This window comes from Streptomyces sp. NPDC048248, from assembly GCF_043201875.1.
Taxonomy (GTDB): Bacteria; Actinomycetota; Actinomycetes; order Streptomycetales; family Streptomycetaceae; genus Streptomyces.
Genome location: NZ_JBICZL010000006.1, coordinates 359868 through 380954 on the forward strand (window position 1 = coordinate 359868; position 21087 = coordinate 380954).

At 72.5% G+C, this 21087-nt stretch carries 15 protein-coding genes; 8 read left to right on the top strand and 7 right to left on the bottom strand.

The window, feature by feature from the left end:
• Positions 1-4 precede the first annotated feature (4 nt).
• Positions 5-409, top strand: coding sequence for a peptide-methionine (R)-S-oxide reductase MsrB (gene msrB / locus ACGFZW_RS15175; protein ID WP_393893549.1), 405 nt, complete (start codon positions 5-7; stop codon positions 407-409).
• Positions 410-493: 84 nt separating this feature from the next.
• Here the strand turns inward: msrB and ACGFZW_RS15180 are convergent, their stop codons facing one another.
• From ACGFZW_RS15180 to ACGFZW_RS15190, 3 genes are all read right to left on the bottom strand, one after another.
• A complete protein-coding gene (locus ACGFZW_RS15180) occupies positions 494-1153 on the bottom strand; it encodes a 4'-phosphopantetheinyl transferase (RefSeq protein ID WP_393893550.1) in 660 nt (219 codons plus the stop codon).
• Positions 1150-2094: a metallophosphoesterase family protein gene (locus ACGFZW_RS15185; RefSeq protein WP_393893551.1), complete on the bottom strand. Its 945-nt coding sequence runs from the start codon at positions 2092-2094 to the stop codon at positions 1150-1152. Before ACGFZW_RS15185 ends, ACGFZW_RS15180 begins: the two co-directional genes overlap by 4 nt.
• Positions 2095-2178: 84 nt before the next feature.
• A complete protein-coding gene (locus tag ACGFZW_RS15190) occupies positions 2179-3804 on the bottom strand; it encodes a PucR family transcriptional regulator (protein WP_393893684.1) in 1626 nt (541 codons plus the stop codon).
• Positions 3805-3915: 111 nt separating this feature from the next.
• On the opposite strand from ACGFZW_RS15190, the gene ACGFZW_RS15195 reads away from it, so the two are divergent.
• Both ACGFZW_RS15195 and ACGFZW_RS15200 read left to right on the top strand, forming a co-directional pair.
• Complete coding sequence (locus ACGFZW_RS15195) at positions 3916-5376, top strand: purine-cytosine permease family protein (protein ID WP_393893552.1); 1461 nt, start codon at positions 3916-3918, stop codon at positions 5374-5376.
• A 181-nt stretch (positions 5377-5557) separates the two neighbouring features.
• The gene (locus ACGFZW_RS15200; RefSeq protein ID WP_393893553.1) at positions 5558-6091 is read left to right on the top strand and encodes a type 1 glutamine amidotransferase domain-containing protein; all 534 of its coding nucleotides are present in this window, start codon (positions 5558-5560) and stop codon (positions 6089-6091) included.
• Between the two features lie 21 nt (positions 6092-6112).
• On the opposite strand, the gene treZ is transcribed toward ACGFZW_RS15200, so the two are convergent.
• Complete coding sequence (treZ, locus tag ACGFZW_RS15205; protein WP_393893554.1) at positions 6113-7942, bottom strand: malto-oligosyltrehalose trehalohydrolase; 1830 nt, start codon at positions 7940-7942, stop codon at positions 6113-6115.
• A gap of 255 nt (positions 7943-8197) precedes the next feature.
• Here treZ and ACGFZW_RS15210 point away from each other — a divergent pair, with 255 nt between their 5' ends.
• Positions 8198-8743, top strand: a complete 546-nt coding sequence (locus ACGFZW_RS15210; RefSeq protein ID WP_393893555.1) for an FHA domain-containing protein — start codon at positions 8198-8200, stop codon at positions 8741-8743.
• Between the two features lie 53 nt (positions 8744-8796).
• Here ACGFZW_RS15210 and otr(A) read toward each other — a convergent pair whose 3' ends face one another.
• Together otr(A) and treY are read right to left on the bottom strand one after the other, a co-directional pair.
• Entirely contained in the window at positions 8797-10824 is a 2028-nt protein-coding gene (gene otr(A), locus ACGFZW_RS15215; RefSeq protein ID WP_393893556.1) for a tetracycline resistance ribosomal protection protein Otr(A), read from the bottom strand.
• Between the two features lie 237 nt (positions 10825-11061).
• Positions 11062-13533 carry a malto-oligosyltrehalose synthase gene (gene treY, locus ACGFZW_RS15220; protein ID WP_393893557.1) on the bottom strand — a complete coding sequence of 824 codons (2472 nt, stop codon included), beginning with the start codon at positions 13531-13533 and terminating at the stop codon, positions 11062-11064.
• A gap of 138 nt (positions 13534-13671) precedes the next feature.
• Here treY and ACGFZW_RS15225 point away from each other — a divergent pair, with 138 nt between their 5' ends.
• Positions 13672-14997, top strand: coding sequence for an MFS transporter (locus tag ACGFZW_RS15225; protein ID WP_393893558.1), 1326 nt, complete (start codon positions 13672-13674; stop codon positions 14995-14997).
• Positions 14998-15032: 35 nt separating this feature from the next.
• Here the strand turns inward: ACGFZW_RS15225 and glgX are convergent, their stop codons facing one another.
• On the bottom strand, positions 15033-17186 hold the full coding sequence (gene glgX / locus ACGFZW_RS15230) for a glycogen debranching protein GlgX (RefSeq protein ID WP_393893559.1): 2154 nt from the start codon (positions 17184-17186) through the stop codon (positions 15033-15035).
• Between the two features lie 218 nt (positions 17187-17404).
• On the opposite strand from glgX, the gene ACGFZW_RS15235 reads away from it, so the two are divergent.
• The 3 genes from ACGFZW_RS15235 to ACGFZW_RS15245 all read left to right on the top strand — a co-directional run bounded on the left by ACGFZW_RS15235 (position 17405) and on the right by ACGFZW_RS15245 (position 21022).
• The gene (locus ACGFZW_RS15235) at positions 17405-18217 is read left to right on the top strand and encodes a Tat pathway signal sequence domain protein (protein WP_393893560.1); all 813 of its coding nucleotides are present in this window, start codon (positions 17405-17407) and stop codon (positions 18215-18217) included.
• 104 nt (positions 18218-18321) lie between these two features.
• Positions 18322-19671 carry a copper amine oxidase gene (locus tag ACGFZW_RS15240; RefSeq protein WP_393893561.1) on the top strand — a complete coding sequence of 450 codons (1350 nt, stop codon included), beginning with the start codon at positions 18322-18324 and terminating at the stop codon, positions 19669-19671.
• Between the two features lie 100 nt (positions 19672-19771).
• Entirely contained in the window at positions 19772-21022 is a 1251-nt protein-coding gene (locus ACGFZW_RS15245) for an SAV2148 family HEPN domain-containing protein (RefSeq protein ID WP_393893562.1), read from the top strand.
• Positions 21023-21087 lie beyond the last annotated feature (65 nt).

Sequence of the window (21087 nt, forward strand, 5' to 3'; positions counted from 1 at the left end):
CCTGATGTCGTACGAGATCGACAAGCCCGACGAGCAGTGGCGCGCCGAGCTGACCCCCGCGGAATACCAGGTGCTCCGCAAGGCCGGCACCGAGCCCGCCTTCGTCGGCGAGTACACCGACACCAAGACGGCGGGCGTCTACTCCTGCCGCGCGTGCGGCGCCGAACTGTTCCGCTCCGACACCAAGTTCGAGAGCCACTGCGGCTGGCCGTCCTTCTACGACCCCAAGGACACAGACGCCGTGGAACTCATCGCGGACCGCTCCCACGGCATGGTCCGCACCGAGGTCCGCTGCGCCCGCTGCGGCTCCCACCTCGGCCATGTCTTCGAGGGCGAGGGCTACCAGACCCCCACGGACCAGCGGTACTGCATCAACAGCATCTCGCTGCGGCTGACGGCTGACGGCTGACCAGGGCGTCGACGGGCGGGCGGGGGCGCCTCGCCGGGCTGTCCGCCCGGCCCCGCGCCCGCCCGTCCCCTCGCTCGCCGTCCCTCACCCCGGCACCACGACCGCCGTCATCACCAGCCCCGCCTCGACCAGCCACCGGCCGCTGAACTCGGTGATCTCCCTGCCGTCGACGACCGGTCCCGGGACGAGCAGGCGGGCCGTGAAGGTGGCGTCCGTCGGGTCGAGGGTGAGGTGGGCCTCCTCGAAGTCGAGCCAGCGGCGGGTGAGCGGATACCACGCCTTGTAGACGCTCTCCTTGGCGCTGAAGATCAGGCGGTCCCAGCAGATGTCGGGCTCCAGATCGGCCAGCCGGGGGAGTTGGGCGCGTTCCGCGGGGAGAGTGACGAGAGCTATCACTCCCGGGTCGTCGATGGGCTCGTTGGGTTCGGCGTCCAGGCCGATGGCGCGCATGTCCGACGAGCGGGCCACGGCTGCGGCGCGGTAGCCGGTGCAGTGCGTCATCGATCCGACGATGCCGTCCGGCCAGACGGGGGCACGGTCGGGTCCGGGGAGCAGCGGAGCGGGGGGCATGCCCAATTCCGCCAGCGCGGCGCGAGCGCAGCCGCGTACGGTGCCGAACTCCTTCTGCCGCTGGGGGACAGCGGCGGCCACCGCTTCGCGTTCCTCGGGGAACATGGCGGTCAGGGGGGCGTCGTGGAACGCTTCGGCGGTCGCGATCGGGAGGGGCAGCAGCTTGTCGATCATGAGGTGGCCACCGTCGACGCCGCGGTGACGGGAGGCATGATCTGGACCGGGCGGCCCGGGGTGCCGGCGCGTGGCCGCCATTCGCGCGGATAGCCGAGCGACACCTCCTGGTGGGGGACGCCGTCGCAGATCAGCAGCCGGGGGATGTGCAGGTGGCCGTAGACCACCGTTGCCGCACGGAAGCGGCGCGGCCAGTCGGCGGTCGCCTCGGTACCGCACCACAGTGAGAACTCCGGGTGCCACAGGGGCCGGAGGGGCTCGCGCACCAGGGGAAAGTGATTCACGAGGACCGTGGGCAGCTCCTCAGGGACGGCGGCGAGCCGGGCCTCGGTGGCCGCCACCCGAGCCCGGCACCAGGACTCCCGGGTGGGGTAGGGGTCGGGGTGCAGGAATAATTCGTCGGTGCACATCACGCCTGCCTCATGGGCCACGGCGAGCGCCTCCGTCTTGGTGGTGACCCCCGGCGGTCTGAACGTGTAGTCGTAGAGGAGGAAGAGCGGGGCGATGACGACCGGGCCGTCGGCGCCCTCCCACACCGGGTAGGGGTCCTCCGGGGTCAGGACGCCCAACTCCCGGCAGACCGCGACGAGATGCTCGTAGCGTTCGACGCCGCGCAACTGCACCGGGTCCTGGGCGGGTGTCCACAGCTCGTGGTTGCCCGGCACCCACACCACGCGGGTGAACCGGCTGCTGAGCACCGTCAGGGCCCAGCGGATGTCGGCGACGAACTCGCCGACGTCCCCCGCGATCAGCAGCCAGTCGTCGTCGGACTCCGGAGTGAGCCGCTCGACGATGTCGCGGTTCTCGGCGTAGCGGACGTGCAGATCGCTGACCGCCACCAGCTTGCCCCGCCCCGCTCCTGGCGGCCCTTCGGCGACGGGAGGGGGAGCGGCGGGCCGGCGAGCGGGGCCGGGGGGCACGGGACGGATTTCGTAGGTCACGGTCGAAGTAAAGTCGGTGGCCGGGTCGGAGTGAAGGGCGGCAGGCGAACGCGGGCCCGCATCGCCCGTGCGGCGGCGCCCGGTTCAGCGCGGGCCGTCGGCGCCCGGGGCAGGGGTGTCGCCGCGGCGGATACGGGTGGCGAGCCAGAGGTCGAAGCGGTCGTCGGGATCGTCCATGCGCCTGCCGGTGAGGTCCATGGCCTTGTCGAGGCGGTTGCGCACGGTGTGCCGGTGCACGCCGAGCCGGCGGCTGGTGGCATCCCAGGCGCCGCCGGTCTCCAGCCACGCCGCCAGGGTGGCCGTCAACTCCTCGCCGTTGTCGGCCAGATCGAGCGGTCCGAGCACGGCGTCCGCGTAGCCGTGCAGCGTACGGCTGTCCCCCAGGTCCAGCAGCAGCCGGCTGGTCCCGCTCGGGCGGGCCTCGGCGGGCTCGCCGCTCGCCCGGCTGACGGCGAGCAGCCCCGCCGCCTGACGCAGCGACACCCGGACGGCCTCGGGCGGCACCGAGGGGCCGATCCCGGCGGGGCGGTGCGGGGCAAAACGGCCGAGCACCTCACGGATGTCGAGGTCCTCTCCGACGACCGCCTCGATGGTGCCGTCCGCCACCCTGACCAGGCCGCCGGGCATGGCCAGTGCCAGGTCGGCGGCCATCTCGTACGCCGCGCCCTCGGCTCCGGCGGAGTCGGCTGCGGAAGATCCGGCCGGCGCGGTCGCGGCCCCCGGCGCGCGTTCCCGCCCTCGGTCCGCCGCCTGCCGCAGGTCGTCTCCCGCAGCCACCACGACCCCGCGCACCCGTTCCGCGGTAAGACCCGCCGAGACCAGCAGGTCCCGCGCCCGGTCGGCGGGCAGATCCTCATCGGCCAGCAGCTGTGAGAGCAACGCCGACCTGCGGCGGCGCTCCGGCTCGTCGCGCAGATGGCGCCGCTCCAGTTCCAGGGAGAGCAGCGAGACGAGGCCGGGGACGACCGAACGGGCCGCGCCGTCCGGGCGGCCGGTGAGCAGCAGCAGCCCGCGCAGCCGCCGGGCGCCCAGTGGCTGCACCTCCAGCTGATGTCCGCCGGCCGTGCTGGAGGCGCTGCCGCGCAGACCGCGCGCCGCGACCCGCTCGATGAGCTCGCGTGCTTCCCGCGGTGGCGCCGCCGCTCCCCGCTCGCCCACGGCCAGCAGCCGGCCCAGCGGGTCGAGGACTGCCGCGCCCACGCTCGTGGCCGCCGTCCATTCGGCCAGCATCGGCCGCAGCCCGTCGCCGGTGGCCGCCGCTGTCAGTCGTCGCTGGGTCGCGAAGGCCCGCTGCAGCATCTCGCGCTCCTCGGCGGCGCGTGCGTCGAAGACGGCCTTGGTGACGGCGATGAAGGGCACCTCGTCCGGCACGGTCAGCAGCGGCAGCCCGGCCTCCTCGGCCGCCGTGACCAGGGGTTCCGGCGCCGACTGGTACGGCAGTCCCTGTCCGAGCCCGAGAGCGAGGCAGGCCGCCCCGCCCTCCGCCACATCGCGTACGTAGGCGCGGCACGCGGCGGGCTCCATGGGCAGGAGCAGGCCGATCGTCATGAGGAGCTCGCCGCCCTGCAGCCACTTCCCCGGCGTGGGCAGGTCCGAGACGGTGGCCGCTTCGACGGTGCGGGCCAGCAGGTCCGGCGGCACGTCGTAGCCGACCGACAGATCGAGGTCGGGCCGGGCCAGGAGGTCGGAGATACGCAGCGGCATAGACATAGTGTCCATCACATATCTATGGAGTGGACGATCGGGCGATCGAATCGTGTGGCCCCTGCATCTAGGTTCGCAGCACCGCAGACATGCCACCGTCCCCCGGAGGAGAGCTCCATGGATCCCATGGCCGCCGCACCAGGCGATGACGCGGGGCGAACGTCCCGCGTCATCGAGGCCCGCTCGATCGACTACGTCCCCGTCCGCGAGCGTCACGGGAAGGTGTGGCACCAGGGACCGTTCTGGTTCACCGGAAACTTCGTGCTGACCACCATGGTCACCGGCTTCCTCGGCCCGGAGCTCGGCCTGAGCCTGCCCGCCTCCGTCGCCGCGGTCGTCCTCGGCGCGTGCTTCGGCACCTTCTTCATGGCCTTCCACGCCAATCAGGGCCCCCGGATGGGCCTGCCGCAGATGATCCAGTCGCGGGCCCAGTTCGGCATCCGGGGTGCCATCGTCCCGTTCGCCGCGGTGGTCTTCGTCTACGTCGGCTTCAACGTCTTCAACGTCGTCCTGGCCGCACAGGGCCTGCGCACGGTCTTCCCGGGCGGCAGCACCCTCTGGTACGTCCTGATCATCGGCGTCGCCATCGTGCTGGCCATCGTCGGCCACGACCTGCTCCACCTGGTCCAGCGCTGGCTCACCTACGTCCTGATCGCCGTCTTCGGTGTGCTGACCGTCGGCGCGCTGGTCCAGCTCGACCCGTCCGCGGCGGCCGGCGCCGCGTCCCCCGCGCACAGCTCGTGGACGTCCTTCCTCGTGGTCTTCTCCGCCGCGGCCGGCTACCAGATCAGCTACGCTGTGTACGTCTCGGACTACTCCCGCTACCTCCCGCGCGACGTCTCCGCCCGCAAGGTCATCTGGTGGACGTACGCGGGCGCGGCGGGCTCCGCGGCCTGGCTGATGTCGCTCGGCGCGCTGCTCGCCTCCGCGCTGCCCGACCCGGACGCGATCACCGGCCTCCGGCAGGTCGGCAACGCCATCCTGCCCGGCTTCGGCACCTTCGCCGTGGTGGTCTCCTCCGTCGCCCTGATCGGCATCATGGCCGTGAACTCCTACGGCGCGATGCTCACCACCACCAGCGCGGTCGACGCCTTCCGCACCGTCCGGCCGACCGTCCGGATCCGGGTCGCCGGGATCGTCGCCATCGGCGTCGTCATCCTCGCCGTGGCCATGCTGCTCCCGGAGAACTACCTGGAGAGCTTCAACACCTTCGTGCTGATGATGCTCTACTTCCTCATCCCCTGGACCGCGGTCAATCTCGTCGACTTCTACTGGGTCCGGCGCGGCCACTACGCCGTCACCGCGATCTTCGACCCGGCCGGCATCTACGGCCGGTGGGCCTGGCGCGGCATCGTCGCGTACGTCGCCGGCTTCGCCGCGATGATCCCGTTCTTCGCGACGTCGTTCTACACCGGCCCGGTCACCGAGGCGTTGGGCGGCGCGGACCTCTCCTTCGTCCCCGGCCTGCTCGTCGGCGGCGGGCTCTACTACCTCCTCAACCGCGGCCTGGACGCGGAGGTCGAGGAGGCGGCGGTCGCGGCCAGCGAGCGGGAGCTGGAGGGCGCGGACGCGCCCTAGGGACGGACACCGCACGTCCCTGCGGATGAGCGAAGGTCGTATGCCCCGTTATGGTCGGAGGTGGGGAGAGCGAGCTCAGCCTCCTCAGCTGACATGGACCGACCCAGACGGTCGTGCCCGGCCCGGGGCCACGCGGTGAGCGCCGGCCGGAGCGGCCGAGACGAAGGGACGTGAACGCGGTATGCAGGTGGCATTTCTGGTGGCCCCCGAGGGCACGGAGCAGGTCGAGCTGACCGAGCCGTGGCGCGCGGTGACCGCGGCAGGGGGCACTCCGAAGCTGGTCTCCACCACGGAGGGGAAGGTGCAGGCCTTCGACCATCTGGACAAGGCCGACACCTTCCCCGTCGACCTGACGGTCGGCGAGGCGTCCGCCGGGGACTTCGACGGCCTCGTCCTGCCCGGCGGTGTGGCCAACCCGGACGCGCTGCGCATGGACGACCAGGCGGTGGCGTTCGCCAAGGCGTTCTTCGACGAGGGCAAGCCGGTGGCCGCGATCTGCCACGCGGCCTGGACGCTGATCGAGGCGGATGTGGTGCGCGGGCGGACGCTGGCCTCCTGGCCGAGCCTGCGGACCGATATCCGCAACGCGGGCGGCACCTGGGTCGACGAACAGGTCAAGATCTGTACGGCCGGCCCGAACACGCTGATCACCAGCCGTAAGCCGGCTGATCTGGATGCCTTCTGCCCCGCGTTCATTGCGGAGTTCTCCCACTGACGTCACCCCCGCCGCCGCGCGCTACGGGCCGAGCACGACCGCCGACTCCGGTGGCAGCCACAGCACACCGTCGCCGCCGGGGACGGCGGGCTCGGACCAGGCCGCCAACGCGCGCAGCGTGGGCTTCCGGGACGTCGTCCCGCCGTTCTCGGCGGCCTCCGGGTCGCCGACCGGGATGGCGGCCGTGGTGTCCGAGGAGAGATTGACCGCGACCCTCAGCGGCCCGCGCCGCAGCAGCAGCCAACGGGCCCGCTCGTCGTGAACGACGCCGGTGCGGTCCGGGTCGGGGTCGGTCAGCGCCGGCTGTTCGCGGCGCAGCGCGAGCAGGGTGCGGTGCCAGGCCAGCAGAGCGGAGTGCGGCGCCTGTTCCGATTCGGACCAGTCCAGCACGCAGCGCTCGCGGGTGGCCGGATCCTGCGGGTCCGGCCAGTCGGCATCGGAGGGTCCTGTGGCGGCAGAGCCTTGGGCGCCCCAGTCGTGGGCGGCGAACTCCCGTCGCCGACCGGCCCGTACCGCTTCCGCGAGCTCCGGATCGGTGTGGTCGGTGAAGTACTGCCAGGGTGTACGCGCCCCCCATTCCTCGCCCATGAACAGCATCGGCGTGAACGGCGAACACAGCACCAGCGCGGCGGCGCAGGCCAGCAGGCCGGGGGAGAGCGCCGCGGCCAGCCGGTCGCCCAGCGCCCGGTTGCCGATCTGGTCGTGGGTCTGCGCGTAGGCCAGCAGACGGTACGGCGGCGTCCCCCGCAGGTCCAGAGGGGCGCCGTGTGCCCGGCCGCGGAACGTGGAGTAGCTGCCGTCGTGGAAGAAGCCGCCGGTCAGGGTCTTGGCCAGGGCGGCCAGCGGAGCACGCGCGAAGTCGCCGTAGTAGCCCTGGGATTCGCCGGTCAGTGCCGTGTGCAGGGAGTGGTGGAGATCGTCGTTCCACTGTGCGTGCAGGCCGTGGCCGCCGGCCGTGCGCGGCGCGGTGGTACGCGGATCGTTGAGGTCGGACTCGGCGATCAGGAACAGCGGACGCCGCAGATGCCCGGCGAGCGCGTCCACCGCCCCGGACAGCTCGGCGAGAAAGTGCCGGGCGCGGGTGTCGTGCAGCGCGTGCACGGCGTCCAGCCGCAGCCCGTCGATCCGGTAGTCCCGCAGCCAGCTCAGCGCGCTGCCGACGAAATAGCGGCGCACCTCGTCGGAGCCGGGCGCGTCGAGATTGACGGCCGCGCCCCACGGCGTGTGATGGGTCTCGGTGAAGTACGGCCCGAAAGCGGGGAGATGGTTCCCGGACGGACCGAGGTGGTTGTGCACCACGTCCAGGACGACCCCGAGTCCGTGTGCGTGCGCGGCGTCCACGAACCGCTTGAGCCCGTCGGGCCCGCCGTACGGCTCGTGCACCGCCCACGGCGCGATCCCGTCGTACCCCCAGCCGTGGGTCCCGGGGAAGGAGCAGACCGGCATCAGCGAGACATGGGTGATGCCCAGGTCGGCGAGGTGTGACAGCCGCGCCGCGGCCGCGTCGAAGGTGCCCTCGGGGGTGAAGGTGCCGATGTGCAGCTCGTAGAGGACCGCGCCGGGCAGCGGGCGGCCCGGCCACGGATGCCGCCAGGCGAAGAGGTCGTGGTCGACGACCGCACCGGGGCCGCCCGGCCCCTCCGGCAGCCGCACGGCGCGCGGATCCGGCAACGGCGGACCGTCATCGAGCCGGTAGCTGTAGCGGTCCCCGTCACGGGCCGGTGCCTCGGTGCGCCACCAGCCCTCGCGGGTGGTCTCGCGCTCCATCGCCACGGCCGGATCGCCGGCCCGCTCGCCCGCCCACTGGAGAGCGACCCGTCCGGCGCTCGGCGCCCATACCTCGAACAGCACGGCTGCACTCCTTCGTTCGCTCCCGGTCCTCCTCGACGAAAGCACGTCGCGCCGCCGCCCGGCAGCCCGACGTGGCGAACCGGGGCGACATCGGGCCATTCCGCTGGGCCGTTCCGGCGAGCGGCGGACGCAGGGGACCGCGGTGTGACCACAGGTGCGTCCGCCGCACCCCGCGGGCCCCTCCGAGGGTTCCGGGGCGCGTATCACGGACACATCGCCTGGACACCGGCTCGCGGTGGCCGGACAATCACCGACATGACTTCCCTGGAGTTCCCGGCGCGGCCGGCGCGCCCGTCGGACGCCGACCGGGAGCGCGCCCTCGACCTGCTGCGTGACGGTGCGGCGCACGGGCGGCTGTCCCAGGACACCTTCCTGCGGCGCCTGGAACTCGTCCTCACCGCCCAGCACAACTCCGAACTGGAGCAGGCCACCGCGGACTTGGCCGCACGGGGCAAGGTCCAGGGCGCCCTGCTGCGCATGGTCGGCCGGGCGTCGTCCTTCCACCTCAGGGTCCGCCGGGCATGGCGTACGGAGCGGCTGCCCAAGCTTCTGCTGCCGGCGCCGGGCCCCTTCCCGCTGCTGATCGGGCGGGCGCCCGGCGTGGGTCTGCGGCTCAACCACGAGACGGTCTCCCGCGCTCACGCCGAACTGCGCAGCGCCGGCAACGGCTGGCTGCTGCGCGACCTCGGCTCCACCAACGGCACCTGCGTCAACGGGCGTCGGGTGGTGGGTGAGGTGCCCGTGGGACCCGGCGACCACATCAGCTTCGGCCGCGTCGATTACGTCCTGACGGAGAAGTGAGCAGGGCGGGTGACCGGTGGACGGGAGGGCGCGCCCCTGCCCCGCACCCGCTGCTACGGATGCGGCGTCCCCTCGCGCACCGGCCGGTCACCCGACGGATGTGAGGTCCACACCCCCTCACCGCGGGTCAGCTGGGGCAACACCCCCTCCGCCTCCCGGACACGGCGCGCCGGCAGGACTCCGCTGAGCAACCAGGAATGCCGGCCGCCGGACGTCTCGCCGAGCTCTGCGCCCAGCGCGGTGAGCCGGGCGGTGACCGGAGCCAGCGCGTCGAGCGGGAGCTCCACCTCGAAGGCGTGATACGGCTCGTGGACCCGGGTGCCGGCCTGCCGCAGCGCCCGCAGCAACACCACCGGTGTGACGGTACGGAAGTCACCGGCCGTGCTGACCGGGCCGACGAACCCGGAACGGGTCAGCACCACCCGGCAGTCGGTCACCGCGAGTCCGCGTGGGCCGCGGCGCAAGGTCGCCAGCACCGTCTCCTCGATGGCCTGGTGGAAGCCGTGCGGCAACGCGCCGAGTTCGGTCTCGTAGGTGAAGGCCGGTCCGGAGTCGCGGGCGCCCGGTTCGACCCGCAGCCCGACCGTCGCCCAGGGGCCGGTGTGGCCGCGCCGCGCGATCTCCTCGTGCGCCTCGCCGACGCCGCACGGCCGCTCCACGCACACCACCCGGCTGGGCGCGAACTCCGCCTCGATGCCGTACGCCTGGCGCAGGGTCGCGGCGATGATCTCCTTCTGCACCTCGCCGTGCAGCAGCACCGACGTCGCTCCATCGGGCGCGGAACGCACACGCAGCAGCGGATCCTGGTCGGCCAGATCCAGCAGCGCCGAACGCAGGGCCGCGGCGCGTGCGAGGTCCTGGGGACGGACGACCGTCTCCAGAGTGGGGGAGGGGAACAGCGGGGCCGCCGTACGGTCGCCCGGGATCGTGGCACCGGGGCCGGGCGCGGGGCCGACGCGGTCACCCGTCCGGATGCCGGGCAGCCCGTGGAGCACCGCGATGTTGCCGGGGGTGAGCGGGCCGCCGTCCCCGGGCGGGCGGCCGACGACCTCCAGCGAGGTGATCTTGCCGGTCAGTGATCGGCTCGCGCCGTCCGGCTCCCGCCGGTGCAGGGCGATCCGCTGACGCGCGTGCAATTCCCCTTCGTAGAGCCGGACATGGGCTGTCCGCTCGCCGTGCGGCCGCTGCTGAACGGCGAAGACCGTGCCCCGTGGCTCGGTGCCGCCTCCCACCGGGGCCGGGGGGATCAGCTGCACCATGCCCTCGACGAGGGCGCCGACCCCCTGCCCGCCGAGAGCCGACCCGAAGTACACCGGGTGCACCGTGGCGTCGGCGGTGCGGGCGGCCAACGCGGCGCGGAGGCGTGCCGCACCGGGCGCCGGGCCGTCGACCACCTGCGCCAGGATCGCGTCGTCCGCCTCGGCCAGCGTCTCGGCGATCCGCTCCCGGTGCGCCGGGTCGTCCAGCCGGTGAGCGGACACGCGCGCCCGCGCGGTGCCGAGGTCGTGGGCAGTCGCCATGGGGACGACCACCGGGGCGAGGGTGCGGCGGATGTCCGCCAGCAGCGCGTCACCGCGCGCACCCGGCCGGTCGATCTTGTTGACGAAGAGCAGCGTCGGCAGCCGCAGCCGCCGCAGCGTCCTCATCAGAATCCGCGTGCCGGCCTGGACGCCCTCCACCGCGGAGAGCAGCAGCACGACGCCGTCGAGCACGCCCAGGGCACGCTCGACCTCGGCGATGAAGTCGGCGTGGCCGGGAGTGTCGATGAGGTTGACCTGGACATCGCCGACGGCGAAGGCGGCGACGGCCGAGCGGATGGTGATGCCGCGCTGCCGCTCCAGATCGCCGGTGTCGGTACGGGTGTCGCCGGCGTCGACGCTGCCGAGCCGGTCGATGACGCCGGTATCGAAGAGCAGCCGTTCGGTGAGGCTGGTCTTGCCCGCGTCGACGTGGGCGACGATGCCGATGTTCAGGGTGTGACGGGGGTGACGGCGGCCGGGGAACGGCGCGTCGTGCGGAGCGGGAGCGTCAGCAACGTGGCGGGCGGGGCGCCCAGTGCGGCGCGGGGCAGGGGAGTGCATGGCTGAGCGAAACCTTGACAACTGTCGTCCGATAGGGGCGCTGAGTCGTTCGGAGGTTTCGGCGCATGCGGTTCTCCCGGGAGAGGGTCGTGATGACAGCTGCATGCTGCCAGGCGGGGGCGGGAGCGCAACCGATTTATGCCGGAGGCCCCGTGGCCGCCGCGTCCGCCCGGCAGCCGTCGACCCCGGCGAGCAGCGCCGCGCGCAGGCCCCGGAATCGCGCTGCCCGACGCCCCGTCATTCCGCCACCAGCAGCGCCACCGGTGACACGTCCAACAGCTCATCCAGCCCCAGCACCGCACCACCCGCCACGGTCCGGCCCGTCAGCAGATCGCGCCACGTACCGCCGGACGGCAGCCGCAGCACCGTGTCCCACCAGCCACCGGTCTCCACCAGGCGCAGCGAGAGCCGGGTCGCCACCGACACCACCCGCCCGCTGCGGCAGTAGGCCACACAGTGCTCGGCCGCCGGCCCTTCCGCGCGCAGCGGCTCGTACGACGCGTCCTCGCCGAACCACCGCGGGTGCGTGCGTCGCAGCCGCAGCGCGGTGGCGGTCAGCAGCAGCTTCTCGTCCGACAGACCGCGCGGCGCGACGCCGGCGTCGAGGTCCGCGAGCAGGTCGGGGCGGAAGCGGGCCGGTTCCCGGTTGTCGGGATCGACGAGCGCGGCGTACCGGCGCTCGGTGCCCTGATAGAGGTCGGGCACCCCCGGCATGGTGAGATGCAGCAGCGTGGCGCCCAGCACATTGGCGCGGACGAACGGGGCCAGCTCTTCGTCCAGCGCGCTCAACGGGCCGACCCCTCCCGCGGGCCCATTGCGTACGAAGTCCGTCACGGCGCTCTCGTAGTCCGCGTTCTGCTCCGTCCAGGAGGTCCGCAGCCCGGCCTCGCGAACGGCCTTGAGGATCGCCGGTGTCATCCGCTCCGCCGTGTCCTCGCGGCGCTCGTCGCCCGCCGCTCGGCCGGTGCCGCCCGGCTCGCCCAGGCCGAACGCGGTCTGCCAGGCCAGCCAGGAGACCATCGGGTCCGCTGGGCCGGTGCCGTCCACCCCCATGGCCCCGACCGCGCCCCCGGCCCCGCCGGACAGCTCGCCCAGCACGTCCCGCCACCGGTCGGGACACTCCGAGAGCACCGCGATCCGCGCGCGGACATCGGCACTGCGCTTGGTGTCGTGCGTGGAGAGCACAGTCCCGGTCAGCGGCCGGTCGCGCTGCGTCCGGGCGCAGAAGGCGTGGAAGACCTCGGGGCCGAGCGCCGGCTCCCCGGGGTCGCCACCGACCTCACAGGCCGACAGCAGCACCGGGTAGCGGTAGAAGGCCGTGTCCTCCACGGACTTGGCGTGCAGCGCGGACGCGGTCTGGGCGAAGCGCGCGGCGAAGTCCGCGCAGTCCGGGTCGTCCTGGAAGCGCCCGAGCGCGAGATCGCGCACCAGGTCCACCGCCCGCGCCTCCTCGGGCACGCGGAACGCGGTACGCGCCCCCACCGCCGCCTTGTCCAGCATCGACGCGTCCTGCTCCGCGCGGTCGGTGTCCGCGGCGTAGGGACGGTAGACGGGCAGTCGCACCATCAGCTCGCGGATGGCGTGCCGCAGGGCCCACGCCGCGTGGTCCCCCGGCCTGGGGGCGCGTTCACTGATCCGCTGCGCGGTGCGCGTCAGCCGCTCGACCTCGGCCGCCAGATCGTGCGTGACGACCTCGTACGCGGCCCGGCGCACCGTCTCCTCCCAGTCGCCGCCCTCGTCGGCGAGCGGGGTGACGAAATCGCGGTAGTGGGCGAAGAGCCGGGCGGAGCCCTGCGGGCAGGCGAACAGCCCGTCGATGTGCCGCAGCGCGTCGTAGCCGGTCGTGCCCGCGCACGCCCAACTGTCCGGCAGCCGCTCGTCACCGGTCAGGATCTTCTCCACCACCGTCCACCGGCCGCCCGTCGCGGCATCCAGCCGGGCCAGATAGCCGCCCGGGTCCACCAGGCCGTCCGGATGGTCGACGCGGAGCCCTTCGATGACGCCCTCGCGCATCAGCCGCAGCACCGTGCCGTGCGTCGCCTCGAACACGTCCGGGTCCTCGACGCGCACGCCGATCAGCTCCGAAATGGTGAAGAAGCGGCGGTAGTTCAGCTCGCTGCGGGCCAGCCGCCACCAGGCCAGCCGGTACCACTGGGCGTCCAGGAGACGGTCGAGCGGCAACTCCTCGGTTCCGGGCCGCAGCGGAAAGGCGTGCTCGTGATAGCGCAGCACACCCTCCTCGACGCGCAGGTGCCGTGCTTCCTCCCCGATCCGTCCCCCGAGCACCGGCAGCAGCAGCTGCCCGCCGTGCCCGCCGTCCCAGTCGATGTCGAACCACCGGGCGTACGGGGACTGCGGGCCGTCGCGCAGCACCTCCCAAAGCGGCCCGTTGAGCGACGCCGGAGTCGGTACGGCCATGTGGTTGGGCACGATGTCGACGATCAGACCGAGTCCGTGCGACCGCGCCGTCGCCGCCAGAGCCCGCAGCCCCTCCTCGCCGCCCAGCTCGGCCCGCACCACGGTGTGGTCGACCACGTCGTAGCCGTGCGCCGATCCCGGCACCGCCTCCAGAACGGGGGAGAGATGCAGATGTGAGACGCCGAGCGCGGCGAGGTGCGGCACCGCCCGCTCGGCGGCGGCGAACGGGAAATCCGGCTGGAGCTGCAGCCGGTAGGTGGCGGTCGGTGACGGACTCGATGGCTGCGTCATGGGAACACCCGTACCCCGTCGGCGGCTTGTTGTGTCATCCGCGCTGTGGATTCATCCGAGCCCGCGCGCTCGTGCACCGCACACCTTTGTACGTCCCGTGCATGGGGCACCGGACTCCTCCCCGGGTAGCGTCGGCCGATGATCGCTGCTCTTGCCACCTACCGCCGGGTGATCGCACTGGGCGGGCCCCTGCTGTCCGCCGTGTCCTTCCTCGGCCGGCTGCCGACCGCCATGTGCCAGCTCGGCAGTCTGCTGCTGGTGGCCGAGACCAGCGGCAGCCTCACCACGGCGGGCCTCGTCGGAGGTGCGCTGGCGGCGGGCCAGACCGCCGCAGGGCCGCTGATCGGCCGGCTCGCCGACCGGCACGGTCAGCGCACGGTGGTGCTCGCAGCCTGCTGGCTCAACGCCTTCGCGGTGGCAGCCCTGGTGGCGGCCGCGCTCGCCGGGACCGCGACGGTGCCGCTGGCCCTGACCGGCCTCCTGGCGGGCGCCACCGTGCCGCAGATCGGGCCGCTCGCCCGCACCCGGACGGTCGCCCTGGCACGCCGCGCCCGCGCCGACGAGCGGCTGGTGGGCGCCGCGCTCTCATTGGAGGGGACGCTGGACGAGGTGTCGTTCGTGCTCGGCCCCGCGCTGGTCGGGCTGGCCGCCGCGCTCGCCCACCCGGCCCTCGCGCTGTCACTGGCAGCGGGACTGCTGGCCGTCTGCGGTTCGGCGTTCGCCCTCCATCCGACCGCCCGGGTGCTGCAGCCCGCACGCGCCGCGAAGGCGGTGACGAAGCCCGCCGCATCCGCCGACGGAACCCCGGCGGATTCCGTACCGGCAGGGCGCCGCCCGGGGAACAGGCGAGCGCGGATGCCTCGCGCGGTGCACGCCATGCGGGCATCGATGGCCTTGCAGGGCGCGATGTTCGGTGCCTGCCAGGCGGGCATCACCGCGCTCACCGAGCGCCTCGGCCAGTCCGCCCAGGCCGGACTCGTCTACGCCGCCATGGGGGTGATGAGCGCCGTCGCCGGGTTGTCGCTGACCCTCGTCCCCGCCCGGATCACCCTGCCGACACGCTGGCGGGCGTCCGCGGTCGCACTGGTCGCGCTCTCCGCCCCGCTGCTGTACGTAGGGTCCCTCGGGGCGCTCTACGCGGTCGTCGTCATCCTCGGCGTGGCCTTCGCCCCGCACATGATCACGCTCTTCGGCCTCACCGAACGAACGGTGCCGCGCGGCCGGATGGCCGAATCGATGGCCTTTCTCACCAGCGCGGTGGTGGGCGGCCAGGCCCTGGCGCTGGCCGCCGCCGGCCGCCTCGCCGACGCGTACGGCCCGCCCGCCGCCTTCGCCGTCGCGGTCGGCGCCGCGGCCTTGATCCTCCTCGTCGCGCTCGCCGTCAGGCCCGCGCCCCGGCCCGCCGCCCCGGAGGGACCCGCGGCAGGCCGGCCGGTGCCGGAGGCCGAACGGACGGAGGCGTAGGACCTGCCCTACGGGGCACCCCGGCCCTGCGGCGCTCAGGCGGGCCGCTGGAGCACCAGCAGGCTGCGTCCGGTGAGCGTGACCTGATCCCCGGCCTTGACCTTGGCCCCTTCGCCGGCCGCCGCGGCACCCGGCCGGTCGGTGTCCACCACCACATGCCACTGCCGGCCGTGATGCACCGGGATCGTGAAGTCCTTCTCCTGCTCGTGTGCGTTGAACATCAGCAGGAACGAGTCGTCCGTGATCGGCTCGCCCCGCGACCCCGGCTCGGAGATGGAACTGCCGTTGAGGAAGACCGTCAGCGACTTGGCGTGCACCGACTGCCAGTCGCGCGGTCCCATCTCCTCGCCGCCCGCGGTGAACCACGCGATGTCGGACAGCTCGTCGTGGGTGCCCTCCATCGGGCGGCCCTGGAAGAACCGCCGACGCCGGAACACCGGGTGGTCACGCCGCAGCCACACCATCTGCCGGACGAACGCCAGCAGTTCCCGCTCCTCGTCGATCTCCCCCGCCTCGTCGTCGTCCCCCGGCGGATCGGCGGGCTCCGGCCAACGCACCCAGGACAGCTCGTTGTCCTGGCAGTAGGCGTTGTTGTTGCCGCCCTGACTGCGGCCGAACTCGTCGCCGTGACTGAGCATCGGAACGCCCTGCGACAGCATCAGCGTCGCGATGAAGTTCCGCATCTGCCGCGCCCGCAGCCGGCGCACCGAGGGGTCGTCGCTCGGGCCCTCCGCCCCGCAGTTCCAGGACCGGTTGAACCGCTCGCCGTCCCGGTTGTCCTCGCCGTTGTCCTCGTTGTGCTTGTCGTTGTACGAGACGAGGTCGTTCAGGGTGAAGCCGTCGTGGCAGGTCACGAAGTTCACCGAGGCGATCGGCCGTCGCCCGTCGCCCTGGTAGAGGTCCGAGGAGCCGGTCAGCCGGGAGGCGAATTCCGCGAGGGTGCGCGGTTCGCCCCGCCACAGGTCCCGCACGGTGTCGCGGTACTTGCCGTTCCACTCCGTCCACAGCGGCGGGAAGTTCCCCACCTGATAGCCGCCCTCGCCGACGTCCCACGGTTCGGCGATCAGCTTCACCTGGCTGACGACGGGATCCTGGTGCACCAGATCGAAGAACGACGACAGCCGGTCCACCTCGTGGAACTGCCGTGCCAGCGTGGCCGCGAGATCGAAGCGGAAGCCGTCCACCCGCATCTCCTGCACCCAGTAGCGCAGCGAGTCCATCACCAACTGGAGCACATGCGGGCTGCGCATCAGGAGTGAATTGCCGGTGCCCGTGGTGTCCATGTAGTAGCGCTGGTCCTCCGTCAGCCGGTAGTAGGAGGCGTTGTCCAGGCCCCGGAAGGAGAGCGTCGGGCCCAGATGGTTGCCCTCCGCGGTGTGGTTGTAGACCACATCGAGGATCACCTCGATGCCCGCTCGGTGCAGCGCCCGCACCGCCGTCTTGAACTCCAGCACCTGCTGCCCTCGATCGCCCCAGGAGGCGTAGGCGTTGTGCGGGGCGAAGAACCCGATGGTGTTGTAGCCCCAGTAGTTCGTGAGCCCGGCGTCCACCAGCCGGTGGTCCTGCACGAACTGATGCACCGGCATCAGCTCCAGCGCCGTGACCCCCAGCTTCGTCAGATGGTCGATGATCGCCGGATGCGCCAACGCCGCGTACGTGCCGCGCAGCTCCTCGGGCAGATCCGGGTGGTTCATCGTCAGGCCCTTCACATGGGCCTCGTAGAGCACCGTCTCGTGATACGCGGTGCGCGGCGGGCGGTCGTCACCCCAGTCGAAGTACGGATTGACCACAACCGACGCCATGGTGTGCGGCGCCGAGTCCAGGTCGTTGCGCGCCTCCGGCTTGCCGAAGTGGTAGCCGTAGACCGCCTCGTCCCAGTCGATCCGGCCGCTCATCGCCCGCGCGTACGGGTCCAGGAGCAGCTTCGCGGAGTTGCAGCGCAGCCCCTGCCCCGGCTCGTACGGTCCGTGCGCCCGGAAGCCGTAGCGCTGCCCCGGCATCACCCCAGGGAGATAGGCGTGCCGTACGAAGGCATCGGATTCGCGCAGCTCGACGGCGGTCTCCGACCCGTCGTCGTGCAGCAGACACAGCTCGACGCGCTTCGCGGCTTCGGAGAACACCGCGAAGTTGGTGCCCGCACCGTCGTAGGTGGCACCCAGCGGATACATCTGTCCCGGCCAGACCTGCATGCGTAGACTCTTCCACTTTCTCATCGAAGGCTGCGGCGACTCCACGACACGCGTCCGCGGACCGAATGGGAATACTTCCCCAACTTGCCGCACACCTATCGGATTTCGCAGGATCTTCGCCGAAAGGCGGGCAACCTGTCGCCATGTCGGATCGTCCTACTGGGGGACCGATGGGGGACCTATATGCGTGTGACGGAACGTGACAGCAGGGGGAATCCGTGCGCCAACTGATGCACCGCCACCTCGGCAAATTAGTGGCGGGCGCGGCCATCGCGCTGACCGGTACCGCGGCCATGGCCGCCCTCACCCTCCCCGCCGACGCGGGCGCCGCCGACCGAGCGGCAGACCCGTCCGCCTCCGCCGCGGCCGGCCGGGCGGCGGCCGGCGAGGAGGGGAAACCGGCACCCGGCGTCGTCGAAGGAGCTCGCGCCCAGGGGGAGCGCGGCCGGGGCCGGGACCCGCTCACCGACGACGAGCTCCGGCGGGCCCGGGAGCTCGCGCTGCCGCGCACCCTGCGCGCCGACGCCGAGGACGTCACCGGAAAGCCCGGACCCGAACACCTGATCACCGAGCTGGCCGAGCTCGGCCCGGCCGAGGTCGCCCTCGCCGACCCGCCCAGGCGGGCGAACGTCACCCTGTACGACTACAAGGACGACGCCTACCTCACCAGGACCGTCAACCTCACCACCTCGAAGGTGGAGTCGACGGACAGCCAACACGGCGTCCAGCCGCCGCCCAGCCACGCCGAGGCCGTCGAAGCGGCCCGGCTGCTGATCGCCGCACCGCTCGGCGCCGGCCTGCGTCAGGACTACCGCGACGCGGCCGGACGCGGCCTCACCGACCCCGACCAGCTCACCGTCAGCGGCTTCGTCTACCGCGGCCGTGCCGAGGGCGACGCACCGGGCGCGCTGGGCGACTGCGGCGCACACCGCTGCGTACGCCTCTTCACGAAGGCCGACAACGGCCGGTGGATCGACACCCGCCGCTTCGTCGTCGACCTCAGCGCCCGCACCGTGGCCCGCCTGGGCTGACCGGGCGGCCCCGACCGCCCGGGAGTCGACCGTCCCGGCCGGCCAGAACCGTGCCACGCACCACGGCCACCTTCCGTCCGCATCAGCCGTACAGGAGCCTCCGCATGCACGAAAGCCCATCCGGCCCTGCCCGCGGCGGGGCCCGCCGCCGCACGCGCCGCCGCGCCGCGGCCCTCGCCACGGCGCCCCTGCTGCTCGCCGCGACCGCCCTGCTTTCCGGACCGGCCGCACACGCAGCCCCCGAGGCGGCGCCCGGCGCGCCTGCCCCCGCCCCAGGCTGCAGCGCCGCCTACCGCATCACCCAGGTCCTGGACGGCGGCACCGTCTGGCGCATGTGCTGGCACTACGAAGGCAACGCCGGCCTCGTCCTGGACAACGTCTCCTACCAGCCCAAGGGCGAGCGCACCCCGATCAAGGTGCTCACCACCGCCAAACTCGCCCAGATCCACGTCCCCTACGACGACGGGGGCAACGAGTACGACGACCTCACCGGTCAGGGGTTCGCGCAAGGGCTGATGAAGCTCGCGCCCGCGGAATGCCCCGGCGGCACGATCAAGACCGTCAAGGTGCCAGGGGCCTGGGACCCGGCGCATCCGAACGTCAGCGGCCTGTGCGCCACCACCCGGGCCCGCGGCCACGCCTACCGCATGGGCGGCTACCCCGGGGAGGGCACCAAGACCTACCAGCTCCAGGGCAAGGACCTGCTGCTCTACACCGTCAACAAGGTCGGCTGGTACGAGTACATCACCGAGTGGCGATTCGCCGGCGACGGCACCATGACGATGCAGGTCGGCGCGACCGGTACGGTCTCTCCCGGCGACTACGACGCCGGCGACGGCCGGGGCATGCCGCTGGGCAAGGGCGCCAAGGACTACGCCACCAGCCACAGCCACAACGTCTTCTGGCGGCTGAACTTCGGCCTCGACGGCTCCACGGCGAACAAGGTCGAGCAGTTCGACTCCACGACCACGACCCGCCCGGGCGGCCGCACCCCCACCATCCGCACCACCAGCAAGCCCGTCACCAAGGAACTGGCCGGGGACGCCGGTCCGATGCGCTGGTGGCGGGTGGTCAGCCCGACCGGCAGGAACAAGGACGGCCACCGGCGCTCGTACGAGATCGTTCCGGGCGCCACCAGCAAGTACACGGGGCGCGGCTACACCAAACACGACGTCTACTTCACCGAGTACAACAAATGTGAGCAGTTCGCCAGCAACAACCTGGCCAACTGCGGGGCCCGCGCGGGCAAGAGCGTCGACACCTGGGTCAACGGGCAGCCGCTGAAACACCCCATCGCGTGGGTCAACATCGGGTTCCATCACATCGCCAGGGATGAGGACCAGGAGCCCATGCCCGTCCACTGGCAGGGCTTCCAACTGGCTCCGCGCGACGTCACAGCTATGAATCCGCTCACGCCCCCCGCCCTTTCCGGGCACAACGGGCACTACGAATAAGGGGAGTTGGTAGACGTCTCGACCCATCCTGCTGCACCGCCTCCCGCACCGCAGTAGTCTGCCTTGATCGTTGGCACGGGGGTTCGGAAGGCGGTGGCAGGTGAGCGGCGGGCTGGAGTTGCCCCCTGGTGACGAGAGTCACGAGGGTCATGAGGGCGGCTCCGTCGACGCACCGCCCGGCGCGGTGTCCCTGGCACGACCACTGGAGATCGGCGCGGAACTCGACTGGGGCGCCGACGCCTGGACCGAGGTGCGCACCCGCGCCCGCCGGGCCGGACGCGCCTATATCTGGCTGAATCTTGTCGAGCAGCGGTTGCGGGCCGTGGTCGCGGCCGTCCTGCGCCCCATCTACGAGCCGGTCCACGGCGACGAATGGGTCATCGCCGCGGCCGGACCCGCCGGGCAGGAGTGGGTCCAGCGCGCCGTCGCCGTCCGCGAGGTCAGCCGCCGCAAGGGCTACCTCCTCGACCCGGCGGACGACAACATCGTCAGCTTCCTGACACTGCCGCAGCTGCGGGAGTTGATGGTCCAGCACTGGCCCTGCTTCGAGCCGTACTTCGACGACCGCCGCGACGTCGAGCTCGCGCTGGACGAGCTGGAGGTCGCCCGCAACATCGTCTCCCGCAACCGCGCCCTGTCCGAGACGGTCCTCGCCCAGGCGGAGCGGGCATCCGCCCGGCTGCTGGACATATTGGGCTCCGGTGTCGGCACCCGTATCTCCGGCCGGCTGCCCATCGATGCCGTCGAGGACCTCGTCGGCGACCGTTACGCCGACGTGATCGGGGTCCACTCCGACCGGGTGCGTCTGCAGCGCCAGCTCCCCGCGGAGGACCTCTTCGGCGACGCCCGCCGGCTGGACGCCGTGGGCATCGGCCTGAACCTCCTCGTCCAGAACTACTCCGGGCGCAGGCTGGTGCGCCTCGCCGAGTCCGGCTGCCGCGTCCGCCTGCTCTTCCTCAACCCCGCCAGCAGCGCGGTACGCCGTCGTGAGCGCGAAATCGGCCTGAAGAAGGGCGAGATGAGCCGCTCCATCGAAATGAACATCCTCCACATGCGGCGGGTGCGGGCCAGGCTCAGGGACCCCGGCGCGTTCGAGATCCAGGTCTTCGACGAGACCCCGCGCTTCACGGCGTACCTCGTCGACGGAGACGGCCCGGACGGCGTCGCCGTCGTGCAGACCTACCTGCGCAAGAGCCGGGGCATGGAGGTGCCGGTCCTCGTCCTGCGCGGCGGCGGGCGCGAGGTGGTCCGGCAGGACGCCAGGGACGGCCGCGGCGGTGAACACGGTCTGTTCCAGACCTACCGCGAGGAGTTCGAGAGCATGTGGGCCGACTCCCGGCCGGTCTCCTAGCCGCGGGTGGCTCGGGTGGCGTCCGGGGGCGGTGGGCCCGCGGGCCCAGGGCCGGGTTGCGGGCG

Coding starts and splice junctions, on each gene's coding strand:
- ACGFZW_RS15190 (WP_393893684.1), bottom strand. CDS start 3,804: ATGTCTATGCCGCTGCGTATCTCCGACCTCCTGGCCCGGCCCGACCTC.
- ACGFZW_RS15200 (WP_393893553.1), top strand. CDS start 5,558: ATGCAGGTGGCATTTCTGGTGGCCCCCGAGGGCACGGAGCAGGTCGAG.
- ACGFZW_RS15210 (WP_393893555.1), top strand. CDS start 8,198: ATGACTTCCCTGGAGTTCCCGGCGCGGCCGGCGCGCCCGTCGGACGCC.
- ACGFZW_RS15195 (WP_393893552.1), top strand. CDS start 3,916: ATGGATCCCATGGCCGCCGCACCAGGCGATGACGCGGGGCGAACGTCC.
- ACGFZW_RS15180 (WP_393893550.1), bottom strand. CDS start 1,153: ATGATCGACAAGCTGCTGCCCCTCCCGATCGCGACCGCCGAAGCGTTC.
- ACGFZW_RS15225 (WP_393893558.1), top strand. CDS start 13,672: ATGATCGCTGCTCTTGCCACCTACCGCCGGGTGATCGCACTGGGCGGG.
- glgX (WP_393893559.1), bottom strand. CDS start 17,186: ATGCAGGTCTGGCCGGGACAGATGTATCCGCTGGGTGCCACCTACGAC.
- ACGFZW_RS15240 (WP_393893561.1), top strand. CDS start 18,322: ATGCACGAAAGCCCATCCGGCCCTGCCCGCGGCGGGGCCCGCCGCCGC.
- msrB (WP_393893549.1), top strand. CDS start 5: ATGTCGTACGAGATCGACAAGCCCGACGAGCAGTGGCGCGCCGAGCTG.
- treY (WP_393893557.1), bottom strand. CDS start 13,533: ATGACGCAGCCATCGAGTCCGTCACCGACCGCCACCTACCGGCTGCAG.